This window comes from Kineococcus anabasis (genome assembly GCF_054590795.1).
In genome coordinates, this window is sequence record NZ_BAAIHU010000009.1 from 523,516 (window position 1) to 545,347 (window position 21,832).

The window sequence follows — 21,832 nt, forward strand, 5'->3', positions numbered from 1 at the left end:
CCGAGGCCCTCCCCGCCTGCGCGGCGGGGAGGGCCTCGTGAGCCGTGGGTCAGCGCACCCAGGCGCCACCGTTGACGTCGACCACGGTCCCCGTGCAGAACCCGCCCCGCTCCGAGACCAGGAACGCCACCGCGGCGGCCACGTCCTCCGGCTCCCCCGCCCGCCCCAGCGGGATGCGGGCCACCGACTCCCGCCGGGCGGCCTCCGGGGTGAACCGCTCGTGGAACGGGGTGTCGGTGATGAACCCGGGGGCCACCGAGTTCACCGTGATCCGCCGCGGCGCCAGCTCCTTGGCCAGCGCGCGCGTCAGGCCGTCCAGCGCCGCCTTCGACGTCGCGTACGGCACCGCACCGGCGCCGCCGCCGTTCTGCCCGGCCAGCGAGCTGATCGAGACGATGCGCCCGCCGTCGGGCATGTGGGGCAGCACCGCGCGCACGGCCGAGAACGCGCTGACGAGGTTCAGGTCCAGCACGTGCCGGAAGAACTCCTCGTCGATCCCCTCCACGGGCCGCCGCTCCACCAGGCCGCCCGCGTTGTTGACCAGCACGTCGATGCCGCCGAGGAACTCCGCCGCCCGCGCGACGACGGCCGGAACCTGCGCCGCGTCCGTCACGTCCAGCGCGAACGCCGCACCCCGCCGGCCGAGCGCCTCCACCTGCGCCACGACGGGCGCCGCGTCGTGGGTGCGGTACGTCACCGCCACGTCCGCACCGGCGCGCGCCAGCTCCAGCGCGATCGCCCGCCCGATCCCCGTCCCGCCGCCGGTGACGAGAACACGCCTGCCCGCCCGCTCCACCACGTCGTCCTCCTCCTCAGCCCGCGACCGTCTCGCGGACGGCGGCGGCCACCCCGCCGCGCGTCAGCGCCTCCAGCTGATCCGTGACGAGCCCGGTGAACACCGGGTCCGCCGGCAGCTCGGCGCCGAAGACCTCCTCCAGCGACAGCAGCGCCGCCACGACGTCCGCCGGGGAGCCGGCCGGTGCCGTCAGCTCCCGCAGCCGGTCCGCCAGCGGGTCGTCGACCGGCAGCGGCTCCCCCGCCTCCGAGCGCGCCGTCGAGACGTAGCGCATCCACGCCGCCACCCCCAGGCAGGCGGCCCGCGGCCGGTGCCCGCGCGCCAGGGAGTCCGCGACCGTGCCGAGCAGCCGCTGCGGCAGCTTCTGCGTGCCGTCCATCGCGATCTGCACGGTGCGGTGCCGCAGGGCGGGGTTCGCGAACCGGTCCAGCAGCTGACGGCGGTACCGCGCGACGTCGAAACCGTCCGGCACCGCCAGCGTCGGCGTGACGTCCTCGGCCATCAGCCGCTCCACGACCCCGGCGATCCCCTCGTCCCGCACCGCGTCCGACACGTGGGCGTGACCCGCCAGCGCCCCCAGGTAGGCCAGGGTGGAGTGGCTGCCGTTGAGCAGCCGCAGCTTCATCGCCTCGTACGGCGCGACGTCGGCGGTCAGCACGGCACCGGCGCGCTCCCACGCCGGGCGGCCCGCGGCGAAGTCGTCCTCCACGACCCACTGGCTGAACGGCTCGGTGACGACGACACCGCGGTCCTCCAGCCCCAGCAGCCTGCCGGCCTCGGCGCGGTCCTCCTGCGTGGTGGCGGGCACGATGCGGTCCACCATCGAGGAGGGGAAGCGCACCGACTCCTCCACCCAGCGCGCCAGCGGCCCGCCCTCCGCCGGCGGCAGCGCGGCGCAGAAGTCCGCGACGAGGCCGCGCAGGACGGCGCCGTTGGCGGGCAGGTTGTCGCAGGACAGCAGCGTGATGCCGCCCGCGTCCGCCGCGCGGCGGGCCTGCAGGCCGCGCACGAGCTGCCCCACCACGGTGCGGGGCAGGCGGCCCGCGAGGTCGGCGGCGACCTCCGGGTCGGCCGTCCGCAGCCGGCCCGTGGCGGGGTCGTGGCGGTAGCCCTTCTCCGTCACCGTCAGGGTGACCACGCGCACGGCGGGGCTCGCCAGCAGCCCCAGCAGCCTGCCGACCTCCTCGGCGGCGAACAGCAGCTCCCGCACGGCGCCGACGACGCGCAGGCCGACCCCGTCGGCGCTGCGCTGCAGCACCGAGTACAGCCCGTCCTGCGGGCCGAGCTGGTCCACCACGTCGCGGCTGCGCTGCGTCACACCGCAGATGCCCCAGCCGCCGTCGGCCGCGGCGATCGCGTCCTCGGTGAACACCGCCTGGTGCGCGCGGTGGAACGCGCCGATGCCGAGGTGGACGATCCCCGTGCTGAGGGAGCGGGGGTCCACCCGCGGGCGCACCCCGGCACCGGCCAGGTGCAGCGTGTCCAGGGCCAGGCGCCGCATCACATCACCGCCCCGAGCTGCCACGGCTGGAACTCCTCGTCGCCCACCCCGAGCTCCTCGCTCCTGCTGCGCCGGCCCGAGGCCACGTCCAGCACCAGCCGGAAGATCTCGCGGCCGGCCTCCTCCACGGTCTGCTCCCCGGACAGGATCCGCCCGCAGTCGACGTCCATGTCGTCGCCCATGCGGCGGAACACCTCCGAGTTCGTGGCGAGCTTGATGCTCGGCGCCGGCTTGCACCCGAACACCGAGCCGCGGCCGGTGGTGAAGCACACGACGTTCGCGCCGCCCGCGACCAGGCCGGTCACCGACACCGGGTCGTAGCCGGGGGTGTCCATGAAGGCGAAGCCCCGCCCGCGGATCGGCTCGGCGTACTCGTACACCGCGGCCAGCGGGCTCGTGCCGCCCTTGGCGACGGCGCCGAGGGACTTCTCCAGGATCGTCGTCAGGCCGCCCGCCTTGTTCCCGGGCGAGGGGTTGTTGTCCATGCTGCCGCCGTGGGCCGCGGTGTACTCCTCCCACCAGCGGATGCGGCGCAGCAGCTTCTGCGCGACCTCGTCGCTGGTGGCGCGGCGGGTGAGCAGGTGCTCGGCGCCGTAGATCTCCGGGGTCTCCGCCAGGACGGAGGTGCCGCCCTGCGCGACGAGCAGGTCGGAGGCCACCCCGAGGGCGGGGTTCGCGGTGATGCCGGACCAGCCGTCGCTGCCCCCGCAGTTCAGGCCGAGCACGATCTCGCTCGCGGGCACCGGCCGGCGCTCCGCGGCGTCCACCACGGGCAGCAGCTCCCGGATGCGGGCGACGCCCTCGGCCACCGTGCGGACGGTCCCGCCGAGCTCCTGGATGGTCATGGGCACCACGGGGACGTCCGCCGGCAGCTCGAAGCCGCGGGTGAGCTCGGCCACCTGGTTCACCTCGCAGCCCAGCCCGATGACGAGCAGCGCCGCGAAGTTGGGGTGCCGGGCGTAGCCGGTGATGGTGCGCCTCAGCAGCGCCGCGCCCTCCCCCGCCGAGTCCATGCCGCAGCCGGTGCCGTGGGTGAGGGCGACGACGCCGTCGACGTCGGGGTACGCCTCCAGCTCCCCGGAGTGGCGGAAGGTGTCGGCGATCCGCCGGGCCGCGGTGGCCGAGCAGTTCACCGACGTGAGGATGCCGATGTAGTTGCGGGTCGCGACCCGCCCGTCGGCGCGCACGTAGCCGTCGAAGGTGGCGCGCTCCGCGTGCGGCACGAGGGGCACCGCGCGCGCGTCCACGCCGACGTGCTCGTCGGCGCGGGCCTGGGAGGCGGTGAAGGCGAGGTTGTGGACGTGGACGTGGTCGCCGGGGGCGATGTCCGCCGACGCCAGGCCGATGAGCTGGCCGTACTTGCGGACCGGCTGCCCCGCGGGCACGTGCGCCAGGGCGACCTTGTGCCCGGCGGGCACGTCGGCGCGCAGCACCAGCTCCGGGCCGTCGTCGAGGCGGACGCGGCTGCCGGCGGGCAGCTCCGCGCGCGCCACCGCGACGGAGTCGCCCGGGGCCAGGCGCAGCAGCGCACCGGTGGCCGGCGCCTGGGGGGCGGCGGTCACCGGAGCACCCCGGCGGCCTCGTCGGCCGCCCGCCCGTGCGCGGCGAGGTGCGCCCGCGTCTCGGCCAGGGGGGGCAGGTACCCGGTGCCGCCGCGGCCCTGCAGCGACAGCGAGGCCGCGGCGCAGCCGAGGCGCACGGCGGTGCCCACGTCGTCGCCGAGGGCCAGGCGCGCCGCGACGGTGCCGAGGAGGGTGTCCCCCGCACCGGTCTGGTCCACCAGCGCCGGCGGCGGCAGGGAGGGGATGTCCTGCACGTCCGTGCCGTCGTCGAGCAGGACGCCGTCGCCGCCGCGGGTGACGGCCGCGGCGGAGGCGCCCAGCGCGCGGGCGCGCCGGGCGCCCTCGACGGGGTCGTCGGTGCCGAGCAGCGCCGAGGTCTCCCCGGGGCAGGCGGGGGTCACGACCTCCGCGAAGGGCGCGAGCCGGGCCAGCGCCGCGGCGGCGGCCTGCGCGGTGGTGAGGCGGGGGCGGAAGTTCGGGTCGTACACGAACCTCCGGGCCCGCCGCGCGGCGTGCTCGACGGCCGCGGCGGCGGAGTCGGAGATCGCCACGGCGATACCGCTCGCGAGGACGAGGCCCGCCTCCTCCACACCCGCGGCGTCGACGTCGGCGGGCTCCAGGGTGGAGCCGGCGCTGCCGCGGCGGACGTAGACGAACTCCCGCCTCCCGCTGGGGTCGGCGGAGACGAAGTACACCCCGTGCTGGCCGGGGACGCGCCGCAGCAGCTCGGTGCTCACGCCGAGCTCGGCGACGCGGCGCTCCAGGGCCTCGCCGAGCTCGTCGTCGGCGATGCGGGCGAGCAGGGCGGTGCGGGCACCGGCCGCGGCGGCGGCGGCCGCGGCGTTCAGCGCGTCCCCGGAGAAGCCGAGGCGCAGCTCGGCGCCGTCGTGCAGGTCGCCGGGGGCGGAGAGCTCGACGAGGACCTCGCCGAGGACGAGGACGTCGTAGCGGGTGGTGCTCATGCGGGGGTGCCCCCGTCCTGCGCGATGCGGGCCAGGAGCTCCTGCACGCGCCCGGCGACGTCGCCGGGGGCGGACAGGTCGGAGCCGACCCCGACGGCGACGGCGCCGGCGGCCAGCCAGGCGGGGACGTCCGCCAGGCGGACGCCACCGGTGGGGACGAGCTGCGCACCGGGCAGGACGGCCAGCAGGGAGCGGAGGTAGGACGGCCCGCCGAGGTGGGCGGGGAACACCTTCGCCGGGCCGCGGGACGCGGCGTCGGCGACCTCGCCGGGCGTGCAGCCCCCCTCGAGGAACACCGCGCCCGCCGCGGCGGCGACCGGCCGCACCTGCGGGGCGGGCCACGGGCTGACGAGGAACTGCGCGCCGGCCTCCAGGGCCCGCTCCGCGTCGGCGGTGGTGGTGACGGTGCCGACGCCGACGACGGCCCCGGGGTGGGCGGCGCGGACGGCGGCCACGGCCTCCGGCCAGCCGGCGGTGGTCGCGGTGAGCTCCAGCACCCGCAGGCCGGCGCCGGCGAGGCGCCCGGACATCGCGACGGCCTCCTCGGCGGTGGACAGCCGCAGCACGGGCAGGAGCGGGACGGGCCGCAGCGCGGCCAGCAGGCCCGCCGCGTCGACGGCCCCCCCGGTCAGCGGGGCGGGGTCGGCGGCCGGCGTGCCCGGTGCCGTCGTGGTGGCTGCTGGTGTGCTCACTGCGGGTCCTCCGGGGTCGGGGCGGCCGGGCGGGTGCCCGGGGCGGGTGCTGCGGGTGCGGTGGCCGGACCGCGGGCGGCGGGGGCCGTCGTGGCGCGGACGATGAGCTGGGTGGGCAGGGTGTGCAGGACGCCCCGGCCGGGGTCGGGGCGGGAGAGGACGTCGAGCAGGAGGCCGACCGCGGCGCGCCCGGCCGCCTCCGTCGGCATGCCGACCGTGGTCAGCGGCGTGGTGGTCATGCCCGACATCTCGATGCCGTCGAAGCCCACGACGCTCATGGCGGTGGGCACGTCCACCCCGCGGGCCGCCAGGCGGCTCAGCACGCCCAGGGCCATCAGGTCGTTGTAGGCCAGCACGGCCGTGACGTCCGCGGCCAGCGCGAGGTCGGCGGCCTGCAGCCCGGCCTGGAAGGTGGGCGCGAAGGGGCCGAGCTCGACGACCTCCACCCCGCAGCCGGGGGCGGCCTCGCGCAGGCCCGCACGGCGCTGCCCGGCCGACCAGGAGGACGCGGGGCCGGACAGGTGCGCCACGCGGCGGTGGCCGAGGGCGGCGAGGTGCTCGACGGCCTGCCGCATGCCGTCGGCGGAGTCCATGAGGACCGACGGGATGCCGGGGACCTCCCGGTTGAGCAGGACCAGGGGGGCCACGCCCACGAGGCGGTCGAGCTGCTCGGCGGTCATCCGCGCGGAGCACAGCACGATGCCGTCGACCTGCTTGGCCATCGCGGCGACGACCTCGGCCTCGACGCGGGGGTCCTCCTCGGCGTCGGCGAGGAAGACGACGTGCTGGGACTCGCGGGCGCGGCCGTGGCAGCCCTTGAGCACGGCGGAGAAGAAGGGGTTGGCCACGTCGGGCACGACGACGCCGATGTTGCCGGTGCGGCCGGTGATGAGGCCGCGGGCGGCGCGGTTGGGCTGGTAGCCGAGCTCGCTCGCCACGGCCAGCACGCGCTCGCGGGTGGCGGTCCTGACCAGCTCGGGGACCGACAGGGCCCTGGACACGGTCGACACCGACACCCCGGCCCGGCGTGCCACCTCGTGGATCGTCACGGACATGGGCCTCCCGCCATCGGTCGCCACCACACCGCAAAGGTTTGCAGATCGTGTCAAGCCCCCCGGGCCCCGGGCCCTCCCGCGGAGCTGTGCACACCACCCTGTGCACGTTCACATGATCATGGTAAAAACGTTTCAAAGAAGTGCTTGACCGGGGCCGTCCCCTGAGCCTACCGTCCCCGGTAAGCGCTTGCCCCCGACCTCGATCCGGAAGTCCGGACGAGCCCGCCACGACCGAGCAACGGAGCTCCGAGATGAAGAACCGTCCCCTCCTCGCCGCCGCAGCCATCTTCTGCGCCGCCTCTCTCGGACTGACCGCCTGCGGTGGTGGCGAGGCCGGCGAGGCTTCCGGAGGAACCTCCGAGAAGCCCAGCGGCCCCGTCGAGATCACCTACACCTGGTGGGGTAGCCAGGACCGCGCCGACCGGATGCAGAAGGCGATCGCGGCCTTCGAGAAGGCCAACCCCGACATCAAGGTCAAGCCCAACTTCACCGACTACGAGGGCTACTGGCAGAAGCGGTCCACCGAGGCCGCCGGCGGTGGCCTGCCGGACGTCATGCAGTTCGACTTCTCCTACCTGCGCCAGTACGCCGACCGCGGCGCCCTGCTCGACCTCGGCGAGGTCGAGGGCGGCGTCGACCTCAGCGGCATCGACGAGTCGCTGCTGCCGGCCGGGCAGATCGACGAGGGCACCTTCGGCGTCCCGATCGGCACCAACGCCCTCGCGATGTACTACAACCCGGAGATCGTCACCCAGCTCGGCGTCGAGGCGCCGAAGGAGGGCATGACCTGGGAGGAGTACAACGCCTGGATCAAGGAGGCCAGCGCCAAGGGCGCCGGCAACGTCTGGGGCGCCGGTGACTACAGCGGGGTGCTCTGGCTCTTCGACATGAAGCTGCGCCAGGAGGGCAAGGCGCTCCTCGACGAGGAGGGCAAGCTCGCCATCGAGAAGGCGGACCTGAAGAAGTGGCTGGAGTCCACCGCCGAGCTCCGCCAGGCGAAGGCGGTCGTCCCCGCCGACCGCGTCACGCAGATCGCGCCCCTGTCGGTGTTCGGCGCGAAGCTCACCGCCACCGAGATGAGCTGGGACAACTTCCTCGCCGGCTACCTGAAGGACTCCGGCGCCGCCAAGATCGAGATGCTCACCCCGCCCACCACCGGCGGCGAGAAGGGCCTCTTCGTCAAGCCCTCGATGCTCTACGCGGTCGGCGCCAACACCGAGAACCCCGAGGCCGCGGCCGAGTTCGTCGACTTCATGACCAACGACGCCGAGGTCGGCAAGATCTTCGGCACCTCCCGCGGCGTCCCCGCCTCCAAGACCCAGCGCGACGCCGTGGCGGCCGAGGGTCCGGACGCGCAGGTGCTGGCGTACGAGGAGGCGATCGCCGCGGACCTCGACGAGAGCCCCGCGCCGCTGCCCGCCGGCTTCGGCAGCCTCGAGAAGGAGCTCCTGCGCCTCGCCGAGGAGATCAACTACGGCCGCCTGACCGTCGACCAGGCCGTCGAGGAGTGGTTCACCGAGGCGGAAGCGGCCCTGGAGCAGTGAGCACCGTCGAGGCCAACCCGCTCCGCGGTGCCGCCTCCGCCTCCGCGCCCGTCGGCCACCGACGGGCGCGGAGGGCGGAGACCTGGTCCGGCTACGCCTTCCTCGCCCCCTGGCTCATCGGCTTCCTCGCCCTGACGGCGGGCCCGATGCTGGCGTCGCTGTACCTCGCCTTCACCGACTACAACCTCTTCCGGTCCCCGAAGTGGATCGGCCTGGAGAACTTCGAGAAGCTCTTCAACGACCCGCGCTACCTGCAGTCGGTCAAGGTCACCCTGATCTACGTGGTCGTGGGGACGCCGATCAAGCTGGCCGCCGCGCTGGCCATCGCCCTCCTGCTCAACAGCGGGCGGAAGGCGCAGGGTTTCTACCGCTCGGCCTTCTACGCCCCCTCCCTCATCGGGGCCAGCGTCTCCATCGCGATCGTCTGGAAGGCGCTGTTCTCCGACGGCGGCATCGTCGACCTCGGGCTGACCGGGGTCGGGTTCCAGGCCGGCGGCTGGGTCGGCGACCCGGACAAGACCATGCCGATGATGATCCTGCTGGCGACCTGGCAGTTCGGGGCGCCGATGGTCATCTTCCTGGCCGGCCTGAAGCAGGTGCCGCGCGAGCTCTACGAGGCGGCGGCGTGCGACGGGGCGGGAGCGGTCCGGCAGTTCTGGAACATCACCGTCCCGATGCTCTCCCCGGTCATCTTCTTCAACCTGCTCCTGGAGACGATCAACGCCTTCCAGGTCTTCGCCTCGGCCTTCATCATCTCCGGCGGCGCCGGTGGACCGGCCGGCTCGACCCTCTTCTACACCCTGTACCTGTACATCCGCGGGTTCGGTGACGCCCGGATGGGCTACGCCTCCGCGATGGCGTGGGTGCTGGCCGTCGTCATCGGCCTCATCACCTGGGTCATGTTCCGCACCTCCAAGGGCTGGGTGCACTACAGCGGGGAGACGAAGTGAGCACCGCGACCTCGACGGCGACCGCCGCACCCCTGGCCGAGCCGGGGAAGGCCGCGCCCGGCACCCCCCGCCGCCAGCAGGGAGCCCTCCTGCGCTCGGTGCTCGTGCACCTGGTGTCCCTCGCCATCCTGGCGGTGGTGCTCTACCCGCTGCTGTGGATGGTGATGTCGTCGCTCAAGCCGACCAACCAGATCATCGGCAACGCGTCCCTGCTGCCCACCGACGCCAGCCTGGACAACTACCGCAGGGCACTGGCCGGCATCGGCGGCATCTCGTCGTGGACGTTCGCCTGGAACTCGCTGTTCCTGGCGATCCTCTCGGTGATCGGGACGGTGCTGTCCTCGGCGGTGACCGCCTACGCCTTCGCCCGCATCGACTTCGTGGGACGGAAGCTGTGGTTCGCGCTGATGATCGGCACGCTCCTGCTGCCGTTCCACGTCCTGATCATCCCGCAGTACATCGTGTTCAACAAGCTCGGCCTGATCAACACGTTCGTGCCCCTGCTCATCGGCAAGTTCCTCGCCGCCGAGGCGTTCTTCATCTTCCTCATGGTGCAGTTCATGAAGAACCTGCCGCGTGAGCTGGACGAGGCGGCGCGCATCGACGGCTGCGGGCACGTCCGGATCTTCACGAGCATCATGCTGCCGCTGATGCGCCCGGCGATCATCACCTCCTCGATCTTCGCCTTCATCTGGAGCTGGAACGACTTCCTCGGGCCGCTGCTGTACCTCAACGACCCGGAGAAGTACCCCCTGCCGCTGGCGCTGCGCCTCTTCGTGGACCAGACCAGCGTCTCCGACTACGGCGCCATGATCGCCATGTCGGTGCTGGCCCTGATCCCGGTCATGCTCTTCTTCTTCCTGTTCCAGCGCTACCTCGTCGACGGGGTCGCGACGCAGGGCCTGAAGGGCTGAGGATCCCGTCATGGGTTCCTCCGCGAGCACCCCCTCCCCCGCCCCGGCCGCACGGCGCCGGAGCTCGCCCCGCGACGGGTTCGAGCTCTTCGCCGAGTGCCTGCTGACCGGCGTGGTGGTGGGGGTGCTCGCGCTCCCGCTCCTCACGGCGCTGCCGGTCCTCGCCGCCGGCACCCGCCACCTGCGCTCCCACGTCGAGGGCGAGGCCTCCGGCGTGCGGCTGCTGCTGCGCGACGCCCGCACCGCCACGCGCGGCTCCTGGGGCGTCTCGCTCCTCCTGCTGGCCCTCCTCGCCGTCCTGGGGTTCAACGTGCTCGTCGCCTCCAGCGGCGCGCTGCCCGGTGGTGGGGTCCTGCGCTGGGTGGCGCTCGCCCTGGCCGCCGCCGCGCTCGTCGTCGCGTTCCGGGCGGCGGCGCAGTGGTCCCCGGGCGCCTCCTGGCGGGCCCTGGTGGTGGCGGCGGCCCGGCGCTCGGGTGCCGACCCCACCGGGTCCGCGCTCGTGGCGCTGGCCGCCGGTTTCGTCGGGCTGCTGGCGTGGATGCTGCCCCCGCTCGCGCTGCCGGGCGTCGGGATCCTCGTCGTCGGCCTGGTCGCCGTCGAGACCCGGTACACCCGCTCCCACGGCTGAGCCGCCGCTGCCGGCCCGTGACGGGAGCGGCGGGCCGGCCCTACCGTTTCGCCGCGTGACCCCTGTGCTGCCGAGGCGCTCGCTGGGGCGGGCCACCCTCGCCCGCCACCTGCTGCTGGAGCCGGCGCGCTCCTCCCCCGAGGACGTGGTGCACGACCTCACCGGGCTGCAGGCGCAGGTCCCCGCCGTGCCCTACACCGCCCTGTGGAACCGGCTGGCGGGTTTCGACCCGCTGGTGGCCTCCGCGTCCCTGGCGGCGCGCCGGCTGGTGCGCACCGCGACCCTGCGCACGACGATCCACACCCTCACCGCCGACGACGCCGTCCTCCTGCGGCCCCTCGTCCAGCCGGTGATGGAACGCACGTTCGCGGGCACCGCGTGGGGCCGGGCGCTGCGCGGTCACGACGTCGCACCCGCGCTGGCGTACGCGGCGTCGGCGGTGGCCGAGCGCCCGCGGACCCGCGCGGAGCTCGCGCCGGTGCTGGCCGGGCGGTTCGCCCACCTGGACCCCGAGGCCCTCGCGTGGGCGTTCAGCTACCTCGTGCCGGTCGTGCAGGTGACCCCGCGGGGACTGTGGGGGGCGTCGGGGCGTGCGGCGCTGACGACGCTGGAGCACTGGCTGGGCCGGCCCGCGGCGGTCGCGGACCGCGACGCCGCGCTGGAGTCGCTCGTCGTGCGGTACCTGCGCGCGTTCGGCCCCGCGGGGGTGCGCGACGTGCAGGCGTGGTGCGGGCTGACCAGGTTGCGGGAGGTCGTGGAGCGGCTCCGGCCGCAGCTGAGGGAGTTCCGCGGCGAGGACGGCGCGCAGTTGTGGGACGTGCCCGGCGGAGCGCTGCCGGGCGGTGACGTCCCCGCGCCGGTGCGGTTCCTGCCCGAGTACGACAACGTCACGCTCGGGTACGCCGACCGCTCGCGGGTCGTGGCCGACGCGGAGCACGTGCCGCTGCCGGGCGGGCCCGGGGGCGCGGTGGGCACGGTGCTCGTCGACGGCCTGGTGGCCGCGACGTGGGCGCTGCGCCGCTCCCCCGGCTCGGCGACCCTGCTGGTGCGCCCGTCGCTGGCGCTGGGGCGCGAGGCGGACGCGGTGCTCGCCGAGGGCGCACGCCTGCTGGGGTTCCTCGCGCCGCAGGCGGGGGCGGACGTGCGGTTCACCTCCTGAGAAGTGCTGGCGCGAGGGCCGGGACACCGCGCATACTGTGGTCAGACCACACCCCCCCGACCGCCGCCCGGCCCGATGGAGCGCCATGCGCATCGCCCTCTTCGTCACCTGCCTCGCCGACGCCATGACCCCGGAGCCGGCGAAGGCGACCGTCGCCCTGCTCGAGCGGCTCGGCCACGAGGTGACGTTCCCCACCGCCCAGACCTGCTGCGGCCAGATGCACACCAACACCGGCTACCTCACCGACGCCACCCGCGTGGTCCGCCACCACGTCGAGGTGTTCGAGAAGGCCCTCACCGACGCCGACGTCGTCGTCGCACCGTCCGGCTCCTGCGTCGGGTCCGTGCGCCACCAGCACGCGATGGTCGCCCGCCGCGCCGGCGACGAGGACCTCGCCCGCCGCGCCGAGGCCGTCGCCGCGAGGACGTACGAGCTGTCCGAGCTCCTCGTCGACGTCCTCGGCGTCACCGACGTCGGCGCGTACTTCCCCCACCGGGTCACGTACCACCCCACGTGCCACTCCCTGCGGATGCTGCGCGTGGGCGACAAGCCCCTGGAGCTGCTGCGCAACGTGAAGGGCCTGCGCCTCGTCGAGCTGCCCGAGGCGGACTCCTGCTGCGGGTTCGGGGGCACGTTCGCCCTGAAGAACGCCGACACCTCCACCGCGATGCTCGCCGACAAGCTGAGCAACGTCGCGAGCACCGGCGCGGAGGTCTGCTCCGCCTCGGACTCCTCCTGCCTGCTGCACATCGGCGGGGGCCTGTCCCGCATGCGGGTCGGCACCCGCACCGTCCACCTCGCGGAGATCCTCGCCTCGACCGAGGACAGCGCCGCGATCGCCTCCGAGGGAGCCCGCCGGTGAGCACGTTCCTCGGCATCCCCCGCCGCGGCCCCGGCGCACCGGAGGCCGGCCCGCTGCGCGGCTCCAGGACGTTCCCCGACGCCGCGCGCACGGCCCTCGGCGACACCCAGCTGCGCGCGAACCTCGGGCACGCCACCAGGACCATCCGCGGCAAGCGCGCCGCCGTCGTCGGGGAGGTGCCCGACTGGGAGGCGCTGCGCGACGCGGGCTCCGCCGTCAAGGCCGACGTCATGGCGCGCCTGCCCGAGCTGCTCGTGCAGCTGGAGGAGAACGTGACCGCGCGCGGCGGCGTGGTGCACTGGGCCCGCGACGCGGCGGAGGCCAACCGCATCGTCACCGACCTGGTGCGCGCCACCGGCTCCGACGAGGTCGTCAAGGTCAAGTCGATGGCCACCCAGGAGATCGGCCTCAACGAGCACCTGGAGGCCGAGGGCATCGCGGCGGTCGAGACGGACCTCGCCGAGCTCATCGTCCAGCTCGGCGGCGACCGCCCCAGCCACATCCTCGTCCCGGCGATCCACCGCAACCGCGCGGAGATCCGGGAGATCTTCCGCCGCTCCATGCCCGGGTTCGACCCGGACACCACCGACTCCCCCCGCGAGCTGGCGATGGCCGCGCGCGCCCACCTGCGGGCGAAGTTCCTCTCCGCCCGCGTGGCCGTCTCCGGCGCGAACTTCGGGGTCGCCGAGAGCGGGACCCTCACGGTCGTGGAGTCCGAGGGCAACGGCCGGATGTGCCTGACGCTGCCGCAGACCCTCATCACCGTCATGGGCATCGAGAAGGTCGTGCCCACCTGGCGGGACCTGGAGGTGTTCCTGCAGCTCCTGCCGCGCTCCTCCACCGGCGAGCGGATGAACCCCTACACGTCGATGTGGACGGGCGTCACCCCGGGCGACGGCCCGCAGGAGTTCCACCTCGTGCTGCTGGACGCCGGCCGCACCCGGGCGCTGGCCGACGAGGTGGGCCGCGCCGCGCTGCACTGCATCCGGTGCTCGGCGTGCCTGAACGTGTGCCCCGTCTACGAGCGCGCCGGGGGGCACGCCTACGGCTCCACCTACCCCGGGCCCATCGGCGCGGTCCTGACCCCCCAGCTCACCGGCATGGGCGACCACGACGACCCGAACGCGTCCCTGCCCTACGCCTCGAGCCTCTGCGGGGCGTGCTTCGACGCCTGCCCCGTCAAGATCGACATCCCGTCGCTGCTCGTGCACCTGCGGGCCCGCGCCGTGGAGACCGACCGCGCCGCCCGCAGGGAGCGGCACGTGCCGCCCAGCGCGGAGGCCGCCGCGATGGCCGCCGCGTCCTGGGTGATGAGCGACGAGAAGCGGTTCGTCCTGGCGGAGAAGGCCCTGGGTGCGGGACGCCTGTTCGCGGGCAAGGATGGCCGCATCTCGGCGGCGCCGCCGCCCCTGTCGGGGTGGATGCGCAGCCGGGACGCACCCGCGCCGCCGGCGGAGACCTTCCGGCAGTGGTGGGCCCGCACCCACGAGGAGGAGGACGAGCGAGGATGAGCACGGCCCGCGACGAGGTCCTGGCGAAGATCCGCGCCGCGCTGGCGGAGGCGCGGGTGGAGCCCCGCGACGTCCCCCGCGAGTACCGCGCCACCGGAGAGCACGCCCCGGGCTCGGCGCCCGTGCTGGAGCTGTTCGCCGAGCGGGTGGAGGACTACAGGGCGACGGTGCTGCGCTGCGGGCCGGACGAGATCCCGGAGACGGTGAGCGACGTGCTGGCCTCCTGGGGCGCCTCGCACGTCGTGGCACCCCCCGACTTCGGCGTGGAGTGGCTCTCCAGCGGTCAGGTCCGGATCACCAACGACGACGGCACCCTCACCCCGGAGGACGTCGGGGCCGTCGACGCCGTCCTCACCGGGTGCGCGGTGGCGGTCGCCGAGACGGGGACCGTCGTGCTGGACGGCTCGGCGGGGCAGGGCCGGCGGATGATCTCCCTCGTGCCGGACCGGCACCTCGTCGTCGTCCACGCCGACCAGGTCGTCCAGACGGTCCCCGAGGCCGTCGCCCGGCTCGACGCGACCCGCCCCCTGACGTGGATCAGCGGCCCCAGCGCCACCAGCGACATCGAGCTGGACCGCGTCGAGGGCGTGCACGGCCCCCGCACGCTGGCGGTCGTGCTCGTCGGCTGACGCCCCGCCGAACGCACGACGGCCCGGTCCCCCGCAGGGGACCGGGCCGTCGTGCGCGTGCTCAGACGTCGCGGCGGGACATCCGCAGCGCGCCCAGGCCGAGGAAGGCGAGCACCCACGCGGTGAACCAGGCGATGGCCGGGCCCAGCGACAGGGAGTCCTCCGGCACCGTGACCATCGTGAACGCGTTGGCGGTGTTGGCGAAGAAGTACGTGCGCAGCACGTCCCCGCCCCAGCTCTCCGGCACGAGCAGCAGCAGGCCCGGCACCACGAGCAGCAGCGCCGCCATCGTGCAGATCGCGCCGGCGGAGTTGCGCATGAGGGTGCCGAGGCCGAGGCCGGCCAGTGCCACGCCGACCAGCATCCCGATGGTCCCCAGCACGGCCCGCAGGACGCCGTCGTCGCCGAGCGAGGCGCCGGCGTCCACCGTGCCGAAGATCGCCTGGCCGACGGAGAAGGCGGCGAACACCGCGACGGCCATGACGACCAGCACGTTCAGCGCCAGGACGAGCGCCTTGGCCGCCAGGGCCGCGACCCGGCGCGGGGCCGCGGTGAGGGTGGTGCGGATCATGCCGGTGGAGTACTCCCCGGCGATGGTGATGGCGCCGACCGCCGCGACGATCAGCGTGGCGAACTGCGCGCCGACCAGCGACAGCGTCGTGAAGTCCATCTCGGGCGGGGCCCCGGCGTCGTCGAGGTCCGTGGAGACGCCCCAGGACAGCAGGGCGCCGAACCCGACGGTCACGACGACGGCGCCCACCATCGTCCAGACCACGGAGGGAACGCTCCAGAACTTGACCCACTCAGAGCGGACCATGCCCGCGAAGGTCAGCCGGTGCTCCGGCGCCCGGTACTGCGGGATCCCGGCGGAGTTCTTCTCGAGGGTCGTCGCGCTCATCGGGCCACCTCCTGGGCCACCTTCTGCTGGACGTGCGGGGTCGTCGTGCCGGGTGCCGCCCCCGGGGGCGACTGCTGCGCCTGGTACTCCACGGCTCCGGCGGTCAGCTCCATGAACGCCTCCTCCAGCGAGGCCCGCTGGGGGGTCAGCTCGTGCAGGGCCACCCCGCGCCGCGCGGCGAGGTCGCCGATGAGGGCGGCGCTCACCCCGGCCACGTCGAACGCCCCGTCCGCGCCGGGGAGCAGCCGGCCCCCGGCCGCGGTGACGAGCTCCCGCAGCTCCTCCACCTGGGGGGAGCGGACCGTCACCCCCCGCGGGGTGGTGCGGTCGAGGAACGCCTGGACCGGCTCGTCGGCGATGAGACGGCCGCGGCCGATGACGACGAGGTGGTCGGCGGTGAGCGCCATCTCGCTCATCAGGTGGGAGCTGACGAAGACCGCCCGCCCCTCGGAGGCCAGGTGCTTCATGAAGTTGCGGATCCAGAGGATGCCGTCGGGGTCGAGGCCGTTGACCGGCTCGTCGAACATCACGGTCGAGGGGTCCGCCAGCAGGGCGGAGGCGATGCCGAGGCGCTGGCCCATGCCGAGGGAGAACCCGCCGGCGCGCTTGCGGGCGACCTCGCGCAGCCCCACCAGGTCGACGACCTCGGCGACGCGGGAGGCCGGGATGCCGGCGGTGGCCGCGACGGCCTGCAGGTGCCGGTAGGCGGAGCGGCCGGTGTGCACGGCCTTGGCGTCCAGCAGGGCACCGACGGCGCCGAGCGGGTTGCGGTGGCGGGCGTAGGGGATCCCGTCGACCAGGACGGTCCCGGCGGTGGGACGGTCCAGCCCCAGGATCATGCGCATGGTGGTGGACTTGCCGGAGCCGTTCGGCCCCAGGAAACCGGTGACGATGCCCGGGCGCACGGTGAAGGTGAGGTCGTCGACCGCGACCTTGCTCCCGTACACCTTGCGGAGGCCGACTGCCTCGATCATGTGTCCTCCTCGTGACGACTACGAGGAGCTTGTCGGGTGGAGCGGTGAGCGAGGATCGGCCGTGGGTAGCCGGTGGCGGCGCCACAGGGACGACGGGGCGGGGACGAAGGGCGGGGCAGCGGCGACGGAAGGATGATCCCCGCGGCTCAGCGCCCGGTGGTGCTCAGCCCCGCCTCGGCGGTGAAGCCCTCGATGTGGGCGCGCACGGCGTGCACGGCCCGGTCCGCCTCGTGGGCGCGCACGGCCCGCACCACCTCGCGGTGCTCCGCGCGCAACCGGCGCGCGGTGCCGGGCCAGTCGGGCAGGGACGGCACCGCGGCCATCACGTAGCCGTGCACGGCCTCGCGCAGGGCCACCATCACGGTCGTCACCAGGACGTTGCCCGCGGCGGCGGCCAGGGACACGTGGAACTCGGCGTCGAGGAAGTGGAAGCGCTCCGGGCTCAGCTGCTCGTCGTCCATCGCGTCGAGCAGCTCCTCGGCCCGGGCGAGCTGCTCCTCCGCTCCCCCGTGCCGCGCCCCGTCGCCCTGCGCGGCGGCGGCCACCGCCCAGGACTCCAGCAGCACCCTCGCCTCCACGAGATCGGCGATGGGCAGCGCCCGGGTGCCCAGGTGCAGCCGCAGGGCCGCGGTCAGGGGCGCGGCGGGATCCCCCACGACGACCGTCCCGGAGTCCGGGCCCGACCCCACGGCCGAGCGGACCACGCCCATGGCCTCCAGCACCCGGATCGCCTCCCGCACGGAGGCGCGGCTCACGCCGAGCTGCTCGGCGAGCAGCCGCTCGGGGGGGAGCCGCCCGCCGACGCGCAGGTCCCCGCAGGCCAGGTCCGCCTCGATGCGGCGCAGGACAGCCTCGTGGGTCCGCACGCCCTCACCCTAGCGACGGGACCGGCACGCCCCGCGGTCGCCTCAGCTGTCGGCGTGCGCGTCCTCGTAGGCCTTGATGATCTCCGCGGAGATGCGTCCCCGGTCCGAGACCGTGTAGCCGTTCTCGCGCGCCCAGGTGCGCACCGCGCCGGTGTCCACACCGCCGGAGCCGCCGGTGGGGGCGGCCTGCCCGGTGCGCTGCTTGGGGGCTGCGGGGGCGGACTTGCGGGCGGCGCCGCCGCTGCGACCGCCGACCTTGCGGGCGTGCCCGACCCACGGCGCGAAGGCGTCCCGCAGGGCCCCGGCGTGCTCGTCGGACAGGTCGATCTCGTAGGTCACCCCGTCGAGGGAGAAGGTGATGGTCTCCGCGGCCTCGCCCCCGTCGATGTCGTCGACGAGCAGGACCTGAACCTTCTGAGCCATGGGGTGTTCCCTTTCACGCACGCAGGCACAAGACCCGCCGAAATCGTCCGACCAACAGATCATGACGATTTCGGCGGGTATTGTCAAAAGGCTCAGGAGGCCGTGTCGCGCGTGTCCGCGGAATCACCGCGCTCTTTCTCCATCCGGGCCAGGGCGGCACGTTCACGACGGTCACCGTGCAGCATCGCCCGGATCACCACGACGAAGAGGACGAGGATGCCCGCGGAGGGCAGGAGGGCGGAGACGACGTCCACCCACCCAGCGTACGCTCCCGGCGCCGGCGGAAATCCCCGCCCGCACCGGGAGCCGCCGCGCCCGGGCCGCCCGGCGGACGCGCCCGGGGGATTCAGCGGGGCTTGACCAGCGGGAACAGGATGGTCTCCCGGATGCCCAGGCCGGTCAGGGCCATGAGCAGGCGGTCGATCCCCATGCCCATCCCGCCGCTGGGCGGCATGGCGTGCTCCTGGGCCAGCAGGAAGTCCTCGTCGACGCGCATGGCCTCGTCGTCGCCGAGCGCACCCAGGCGCGCCTGCGCCTCGAACCGCTCCCGCTGCACCACGGGGTCCACCAGCTCCGAATACCCGGTCGCCAGCTCGAAACCCCGAACGTACAGGTCCCACTTCTCCACCACACCTTCCACGCTGCGGTGCGCGCGGGTGAGCGGGGAGGTTTCCACGGGGAAATCCCGGACGAACGTCGGGGCGTGCAGCGAGTTTCCCACGCAGTGCTCCCAGAGTTCCTCCACGAGCTTTCCGTGGCCCCAGCGGACCTCGTCCACGGAGATGCCCAGCCGCGCGGCGTGCGCCTTCAGCGCGGACACCGGCGTGGCCGGGGTGATCTCCTCCCCGAGGGCTCCGGACAGGGACGGGTACATGGAGATGCTCGCCCACTCCCCGCCGAGGTCGTACTCCGAGCCGTCCGCGAGGGTCACCGCGGTGCCGCCGAACGCCGCGGTCGCCGCCTGCTGCACGAGGTCCTTCGTCAGCCGCCCGATCGAGTCGTAGTCGCCCCACGCCTCGTACGCCTCCAGCATGGCGAACTCCGGGGAGTGCGTGGAGTCCGAGCCCTCGTTGCGGAAGTTCCGGTTGATCTCGAAGACCCGCTCGATGCCGCCGACGACGCAGCGCTTGAGGAACAGCTCCGGCGCGATGCGCAGGAACAGGTCGATGTCGAAGGCGTTGGAGCGCGTCACGAACGGCCGCGCCGCGGCACCGCCCGGCTGCGTCTGCAGCATCGGGGTCTCCACCTCGGTGAAGCCGCGGTCCTCCAGCGTGCGCCGCAGCGAGCGCACCACGTCCGCGCGGGCGCGCACGGCACGGCGGGCCTCCTCGCGCACCAGCAGGTCGACGTAGCGCTGCCGGACGCGGGTCTCCTCCGACATCTCCTTGTGCAGCACCGGCAGCGGGCGGAGCGACTTCGAGGCCATCGCCCACTCCCCGGCGAGCACGGACAGCTCCCCCCGCCGGGAGGAGATGACGCGGCCGGCGACGAACACGATGTCGCCGAGGTCCACGTCGGACTTCCAGCGCTCCAGCGCGTCGGCGCCGACCCCGTCCAGCGACACCATCACCTGCAGGCGCGTGCCGTCCCCCTCCTGCAGCGTCGCGAACGCCAGCTTCCCGGTGCCGCGGGCGAACACCACCCGGCCGGTGACACCGACGACGTCACCGGTCTCCTCCCCCGCCTGCAGGTGCCCGTACCCCTCGCGGACCTCGCGCAGGGAGTGCGTGCGGGCGACCCCGACCGGGTACGGGTCGGTACCGGAGTCCAGGAGCCGCTGGCGCTTCTCCCGGCGGACCCGCACCTGCTCGGGCAGGTCGTCCGCTGGATCGTGCTCGGTGTCGTGCTCGGTCGGGCCGGCAGGGGCCTGGTGGTTCTCCTCGCTCACCGGGCCAGGCTATCCGCGCGCCGGGGGCGCCCCGGGCGAGCGCGGCGCCTCGTGCCGACAGCCTGCCTGCGGGCACCGGGCGACACACCGCGCGGGGGCACCGGCGCGCCGGCCCGTGCCCGCAGGCGGGCTGTCAGGGACGAACGGCGGTCAGGCGCTGCCGATGCTCAGGGGCACGTTGTCGATGAGGCGGGTGGAGCCCACCTTGGCCGCCACGGCCAGCAGGGCCTCCCCGCGGTGGTGCTCGGGCACGTCCTGCAGCGTCACCGGGTGCACGAGCGCCAGGTAGTCCACCCGGGCGGCGGGCTCCGCGCGCAGCACGTCCCGCGCCGCCCGGCGGACCGCGCTGGGGCCCTCGGCGGCCACCTCCGCCGCCGCCCGCAGGCTGTGGCTGAGGGAGAGCGCGACCTCGCGGTCGAACGGCGTGAGGTAGGTGTTGCGGCTGGACAGGGCCAGGCCGTCCGGCTCGCGGACCGTCGGGACGCCCACCACCTCCACCGGGAGGTCCAGGTCGCGCACCATGCGGCGCACCAGCAGCAGCTGCTGGGCGTCCTTCTGCCCGAAGTACGCCTGGTCCGCGCGCGTCAGGTGCAGGAGCTTGCACACGACGGTCAGGACGCCGTCGAAGTGGCCGGGGCGGCTGGCGCCCTCCAGCACCGTGCCCAGCTGGCCTGCGCTGACGCGGATCCCCGGTTCACCCTCGGGGTAGACGACGTCGGGGCCGGGGGCGAACACCACGTCGACGCCCTCGGCGCGGCACAGCTCCAGGTCCGCGTCGAGGGTGCGCGGGTAGCGCGCCAGGTCCTCCCCGCGCCCGAACTGCAGCGGGTTCAGGAAGATCGTCACCAGGACGCTCGCCGCCCGCTCGCGGGCCCGGCGCACCAGCTCGGCGTGCCCGCGGTGCAGGGCGCCCATCGTCATCACGACCGCCACCGGCCCGCTCAGCGCGTCCCGCGCGGCGTCCAGCTCGGCCCGCGTGCGCGCCACCACGAGGTCGGTCACCCGTCGCTCCTCTCCCCGGCGCCGCCGGGCGCCCCGAGTTCCGGCCGCACCTCCAGCGCGGCCCGGACGGCCGCGGCGGCCGCCGGGGCCAGCCTGCCGGACCCGGTGGCGCGCTCCAGCGCGGCCCCCGCCACCCGTGCGTAGACGGCCGCGGTCCCGGTGCCCGCCCGCGCCCGCAGCACCGCCAGGTGGGTGGCCACCGTCCCGGCGTCACCGCGGGCCACCGGGCCGGTCAGGGCTCCGTCCCCGGCGGCGAGGGCGTTGTCCAGCGCGGCCTGCAGCAGCGGTCGCAGGACGCGCTCCACGACCTCGGGACCGGCCTGCGGGTCGGCCTGCGGCAGCGCGGCCCGCAGCGCCTCCGCGGCCTGGGCGACGAGCGTGACGAGGTGGTTCGCCCCGTGCGCCAGGGCCGCGTGGTAGAGCGGGCGGTCCTCCTCGGCCACCACCACCGGCGTGGCACCGCACTCGCGCACCAGGGCCTCGGCCACCGGCAGCAGCGCCGCGGGCGCGGTGACGGCGAAGCAGGCGGTGGCCAGCCGGGCGAGGTCCAGGCTCGTCCCGGTGAACGTCATGGCCGGGTGCAGGGCCAGCGGCAGCGCCCCGGCCGCGGCGGCGGGGGCCAGGACGGAGGTGCCCACCCGGCCGCTGGTGTGGACGAGGAGCTGCCCCGCCCGCCAGGCACCGGCCGCGGTCAGGTCGGCCACCAGCGGGGCGAGGGCGTCGTCGGGCACGGCGAGCAGGACCAGGTCCGCGCGGGTGGCGGCGGGGGGCGCCACGAGCGGCACGCCGGGCAGCAGGGCCGCGACGCGCTCGGCACCGGCGGTGCTGCGGGCGCCGACCGCGACCACGCGGTGGCCCGCCCCGCGCAGGGCGGCGGCGAGCACGGGCCCGACGCGGCCGGCGCCGAGGACGCCGACGTCGAGGCGGCCGGGCGGCGCCGGGGTGCCCGCCGGTTCGCGGGCACCCGCAGGAGGAGTCGTCACCGCGCCACCGTAGGAGGCCCGGACGCGACGACG

At 74.9% G+C, this 21,832-nt stretch carries 22 protein-coding genes; 8 read left to right on the forward strand and 14 right to left on the reverse strand.

What is annotated here, in order from left to right; translation table 11 throughout:
* Positions 1-49: 49 nt before the first annotated feature.
* From ACYQBY_RS16980 to ACYQBY_RS17005, 6 genes are all read right to left on the reverse strand, one after another.
* Positions 50-799 carry an SDR family NAD(P)-dependent oxidoreductase gene (locus ACYQBY_RS16980; protein WP_459645040.1) on the reverse strand — a complete coding sequence of 250 codons (750 nt, stop codon included), beginning with the start codon at positions 797-799 and terminating at the stop codon, positions 50-52.
* Positions 800-812: 13 nt separating this feature from the next.
* On the reverse strand, positions 813-2,297 hold the full coding sequence (locus ACYQBY_RS16985; RefSeq protein ID WP_459645121.1) for a mannitol dehydrogenase family protein: 1,485 nt from the start codon (positions 2,295-2,297) through the stop codon (positions 813-815).
* Complete coding sequence (locus ACYQBY_RS16990; RefSeq protein ID WP_459645041.1) at positions 2,297-3,859, reverse strand: UxaA family hydrolase; 1,563 nt, start codon at positions 3,857-3,859, stop codon at positions 2,297-2,299. The genes ACYQBY_RS16985 and ACYQBY_RS16990 overlap by 1 nt, the downstream gene beginning before the upstream one ends.
* The gene (locus ACYQBY_RS16995) at positions 3,856-4,821 is read right to left on the reverse strand and encodes a PfkB family carbohydrate kinase (protein WP_459645042.1); all 966 of its coding nucleotides are present in this window, start codon (positions 4,819-4,821) and stop codon (positions 3,856-3,858) included. Before ACYQBY_RS16995 ends, ACYQBY_RS16990 begins: the two co-directional genes overlap by 4 nt.
* Positions 4,818-5,420, reverse strand: a complete 603-nt coding sequence (locus tag ACYQBY_RS17000; protein WP_459645122.1) for a bifunctional 4-hydroxy-2-oxoglutarate aldolase/2-dehydro-3-deoxy-phosphogluconate aldolase — start codon at positions 5,418-5,420, stop codon at positions 4,818-4,820. Before ACYQBY_RS17000 ends, ACYQBY_RS16995 begins: the two co-directional genes overlap by 4 nt.
* 89 nt (positions 5,421-5,509) lie before the next feature.
* Positions 5,510-6,568: a LacI family DNA-binding transcriptional regulator gene (locus ACYQBY_RS17005; RefSeq protein ID WP_459645043.1), complete on the reverse strand. Its 1,059-nt coding sequence runs from the start codon at positions 6,566-6,568 to the stop codon at positions 5,510-5,512.
* 251 nt (positions 6,569-6,819) lie between these two features.
* On the opposite strand from ACYQBY_RS17005, the gene ACYQBY_RS17010 reads away from it, so the two are divergent.
* The 8 genes from ACYQBY_RS17010 to ACYQBY_RS17045 all read left to right on the forward strand — a co-directional run bounded on the left by ACYQBY_RS17010 (position 6,820) and on the right by ACYQBY_RS17045 (position 14,765).
* Complete coding sequence (locus ACYQBY_RS17010) at positions 6,820-8,112, forward strand: ABC transporter substrate-binding protein (RefSeq protein ID WP_459645044.1); 1,293 nt, start codon at positions 6,820-6,822, stop codon at positions 8,110-8,112.
* Positions 8,109-9,062 carry a carbohydrate ABC transporter permease gene (locus ACYQBY_RS17015; protein WP_459645045.1) on the forward strand — a complete coding sequence of 318 codons (954 nt, stop codon included), beginning with the start codon at positions 8,109-8,111 and terminating at the stop codon, positions 9,060-9,062. Before ACYQBY_RS17010 ends, ACYQBY_RS17015 begins: the two co-directional genes overlap by 4 nt.
* On the forward strand, positions 9,059-9,976 hold the full coding sequence (locus tag ACYQBY_RS17020) for a carbohydrate ABC transporter permease (RefSeq protein WP_459645046.1): 918 nt from the start codon (positions 9,059-9,061) through the stop codon (positions 9,974-9,976). The genes ACYQBY_RS17015 and ACYQBY_RS17020 overlap by 4 nt, the downstream gene beginning before the upstream one ends.
* 10 nt (positions 9,977-9,986) lie before the next feature.
* A complete protein-coding gene (locus ACYQBY_RS17025) occupies positions 9,987-10,604 on the forward strand; it encodes a hypothetical protein (RefSeq protein WP_459645047.1) in 618 nt (205 codons plus the stop codon).
* Positions 10,605-10,659: 55 nt separating this feature from the next.
* Complete coding sequence (locus tag ACYQBY_RS17030; protein ID WP_459645048.1) at positions 10,660-11,763, forward strand: winged helix DNA-binding domain-containing protein; 1,104 nt, start codon at positions 10,660-10,662, stop codon at positions 11,761-11,763.
* Positions 11,764-11,848: 85 nt separating this feature from the next.
* Positions 11,849-12,625 (forward strand): (Fe-S)-binding protein, encoded by a 777-nt coding sequence (locus tag ACYQBY_RS17035; protein WP_459645049.1) that lies wholly within the window; start codon positions 11,849-11,851, stop codon positions 12,623-12,625.
* Positions 12,622-14,136, forward strand: a complete 1,515-nt coding sequence (locus ACYQBY_RS17040) for a LutB/LldF family L-lactate oxidation iron-sulfur protein (RefSeq protein WP_459645050.1) — start codon at positions 12,622-12,624, stop codon at positions 14,134-14,136. Before ACYQBY_RS17035 ends, ACYQBY_RS17040 begins: the two co-directional genes overlap by 4 nt.
* Positions 14,133-14,765 (forward strand): LutC/YkgG family protein, encoded by a 633-nt coding sequence (locus tag ACYQBY_RS17045; RefSeq protein WP_459645051.1) that lies wholly within the window; start codon positions 14,133-14,135, stop codon positions 14,763-14,765. The genes ACYQBY_RS17040 and ACYQBY_RS17045 overlap by 4 nt, the downstream gene beginning before the upstream one ends.
* Before the next feature lie 61 nt (positions 14,766-14,826).
* On the opposite strand, the gene ACYQBY_RS17050 is transcribed toward ACYQBY_RS17045, so the two are convergent.
* The 8 genes from ACYQBY_RS17050 to ACYQBY_RS17085 form a co-directional block, all read right to left on the reverse strand.
* On the reverse strand, positions 14,827-15,663 hold the full coding sequence (locus tag ACYQBY_RS17050) for an ABC transporter permease subunit (protein ID WP_459645052.1): 837 nt from the start codon (positions 15,661-15,663) through the stop codon (positions 14,827-14,829).
* Positions 15,660-16,637, reverse strand: a complete 978-nt coding sequence (locus ACYQBY_RS17055; protein ID WP_459645053.1) for an ABC transporter ATP-binding protein — start codon at positions 16,635-16,637, stop codon at positions 15,660-15,662. The genes ACYQBY_RS17050 and ACYQBY_RS17055 overlap by 4 nt, the downstream gene beginning before the upstream one ends.
* A 146-nt stretch (positions 16,638-16,783) precedes the next feature.
* Positions 16,784-17,503, reverse strand: coding sequence for a FadR/GntR family transcriptional regulator (locus tag ACYQBY_RS17060; protein WP_459645054.1), 720 nt, complete (start codon positions 17,501-17,503; stop codon positions 16,784-16,786).
* Positions 17,504-17,545: 42 nt separating this feature from the next.
* Entirely contained in the window at positions 17,546-17,926 is a 381-nt protein-coding gene (locus ACYQBY_RS17065; protein WP_459645055.1) for a histone-like nucleoid-structuring protein Lsr2, read from the reverse strand.
* A gap of 92 nt (positions 17,927-18,018) precedes the next feature.
* On the reverse strand, positions 18,019-18,180 hold the full coding sequence (locus ACYQBY_RS17070) for a hypothetical protein (RefSeq protein WP_459645056.1): 162 nt from the start codon (positions 18,178-18,180) through the stop codon (positions 18,019-18,021).
* A 92-nt stretch (positions 18,181-18,272) separates the two neighbouring features.
* Positions 18,273-19,814 carry a lysine--tRNA ligase gene (gene lysS / locus ACYQBY_RS17075; protein WP_459645057.1) on the reverse strand — a complete coding sequence of 514 codons (1,542 nt, stop codon included), beginning with the start codon at positions 19,812-19,814 and terminating at the stop codon, positions 18,273-18,275.
* Between the two features lie 150 nt (positions 19,815-19,964).
* Positions 19,965-20,816 (reverse strand): pantoate--beta-alanine ligase, encoded by an 852-nt coding sequence (gene panC, locus ACYQBY_RS17080; RefSeq protein WP_459645058.1) that lies wholly within the window; start codon positions 20,814-20,816, stop codon positions 19,965-19,967.
* Positions 20,813-21,799 (reverse strand): Rossmann-like and DUF2520 domain-containing protein, encoded by a 987-nt coding sequence (locus ACYQBY_RS17085; RefSeq protein ID WP_459645059.1) that lies wholly within the window; start codon positions 21,797-21,799, stop codon positions 20,813-20,815. Before ACYQBY_RS17085 ends, panC begins: the two co-directional genes overlap by 4 nt.
* Positions 21,800-21,832 lie beyond the last annotated feature (33 nt).

Excerpts from the sequence above, each read along its gene's own strand:
- ACYQBY_RS16985 (WP_459645121.1), bottom strand. The coding sequence starts at position 2,297 with ATGCGGCGCCTGGCCCTGGACACGCTGCACCTGGCCGGTGCCGGGGTG.
- ACYQBY_RS16995 (WP_459645042.1), bottom strand. The coding sequence starts at position 4,821 with ATGAGCACCACCCGCTACGACGTCCTCGTCCTCGGCGAGGTCCTCGTC.
- ACYQBY_RS17005 (WP_459645043.1), bottom strand. The coding sequence starts at position 6,568 with ATGTCCGTGACGATCCACGAGGTGGCACGCCGGGCCGGGGTGTCGGTG.
- ACYQBY_RS17010 (WP_459645044.1), top strand. The coding sequence starts at position 6,820 with ATGAAGAACCGTCCCCTCCTCGCCGCCGCAGCCATCTTCTGCGCCGCC.
- ACYQBY_RS17025 (WP_459645047.1), top strand. The coding sequence starts at position 9,987 with ATGGGTTCCTCCGCGAGCACCCCCTCCCCCGCCCCGGCCGCACGGCGC.
- ACYQBY_RS17035 (WP_459645049.1), top strand. The coding sequence starts at position 11,849 with ATGCGCATCGCCCTCTTCGTCACCTGCCTCGCCGACGCCATGACCCCG.
- ACYQBY_RS17045 (WP_459645051.1), top strand. The coding sequence starts at position 14,133 with ATGAGCACGGCCCGCGACGAGGTCCTGGCGAAGATCCGCGCCGCGCTG.
- ACYQBY_RS17050 (WP_459645052.1), bottom strand. The coding sequence starts at position 15,663 with ATGAGCGCGACGACCCTCGAGAAGAACTCCGCCGGGATCCCGCAGTAC.
- ACYQBY_RS17055 (WP_459645053.1), bottom strand. The coding sequence starts at position 16,637 with ATGATCGAGGCAGTCGGCCTCCGCAAGGTGTACGGGAGCAAGGTCGCG.
- ACYQBY_RS17065 (WP_459645055.1), bottom strand. The coding sequence starts at position 17,926 with ATGGCTCAGAAGGTTCAGGTCCTGCTCGTCGACGACATCGACGGGGGC.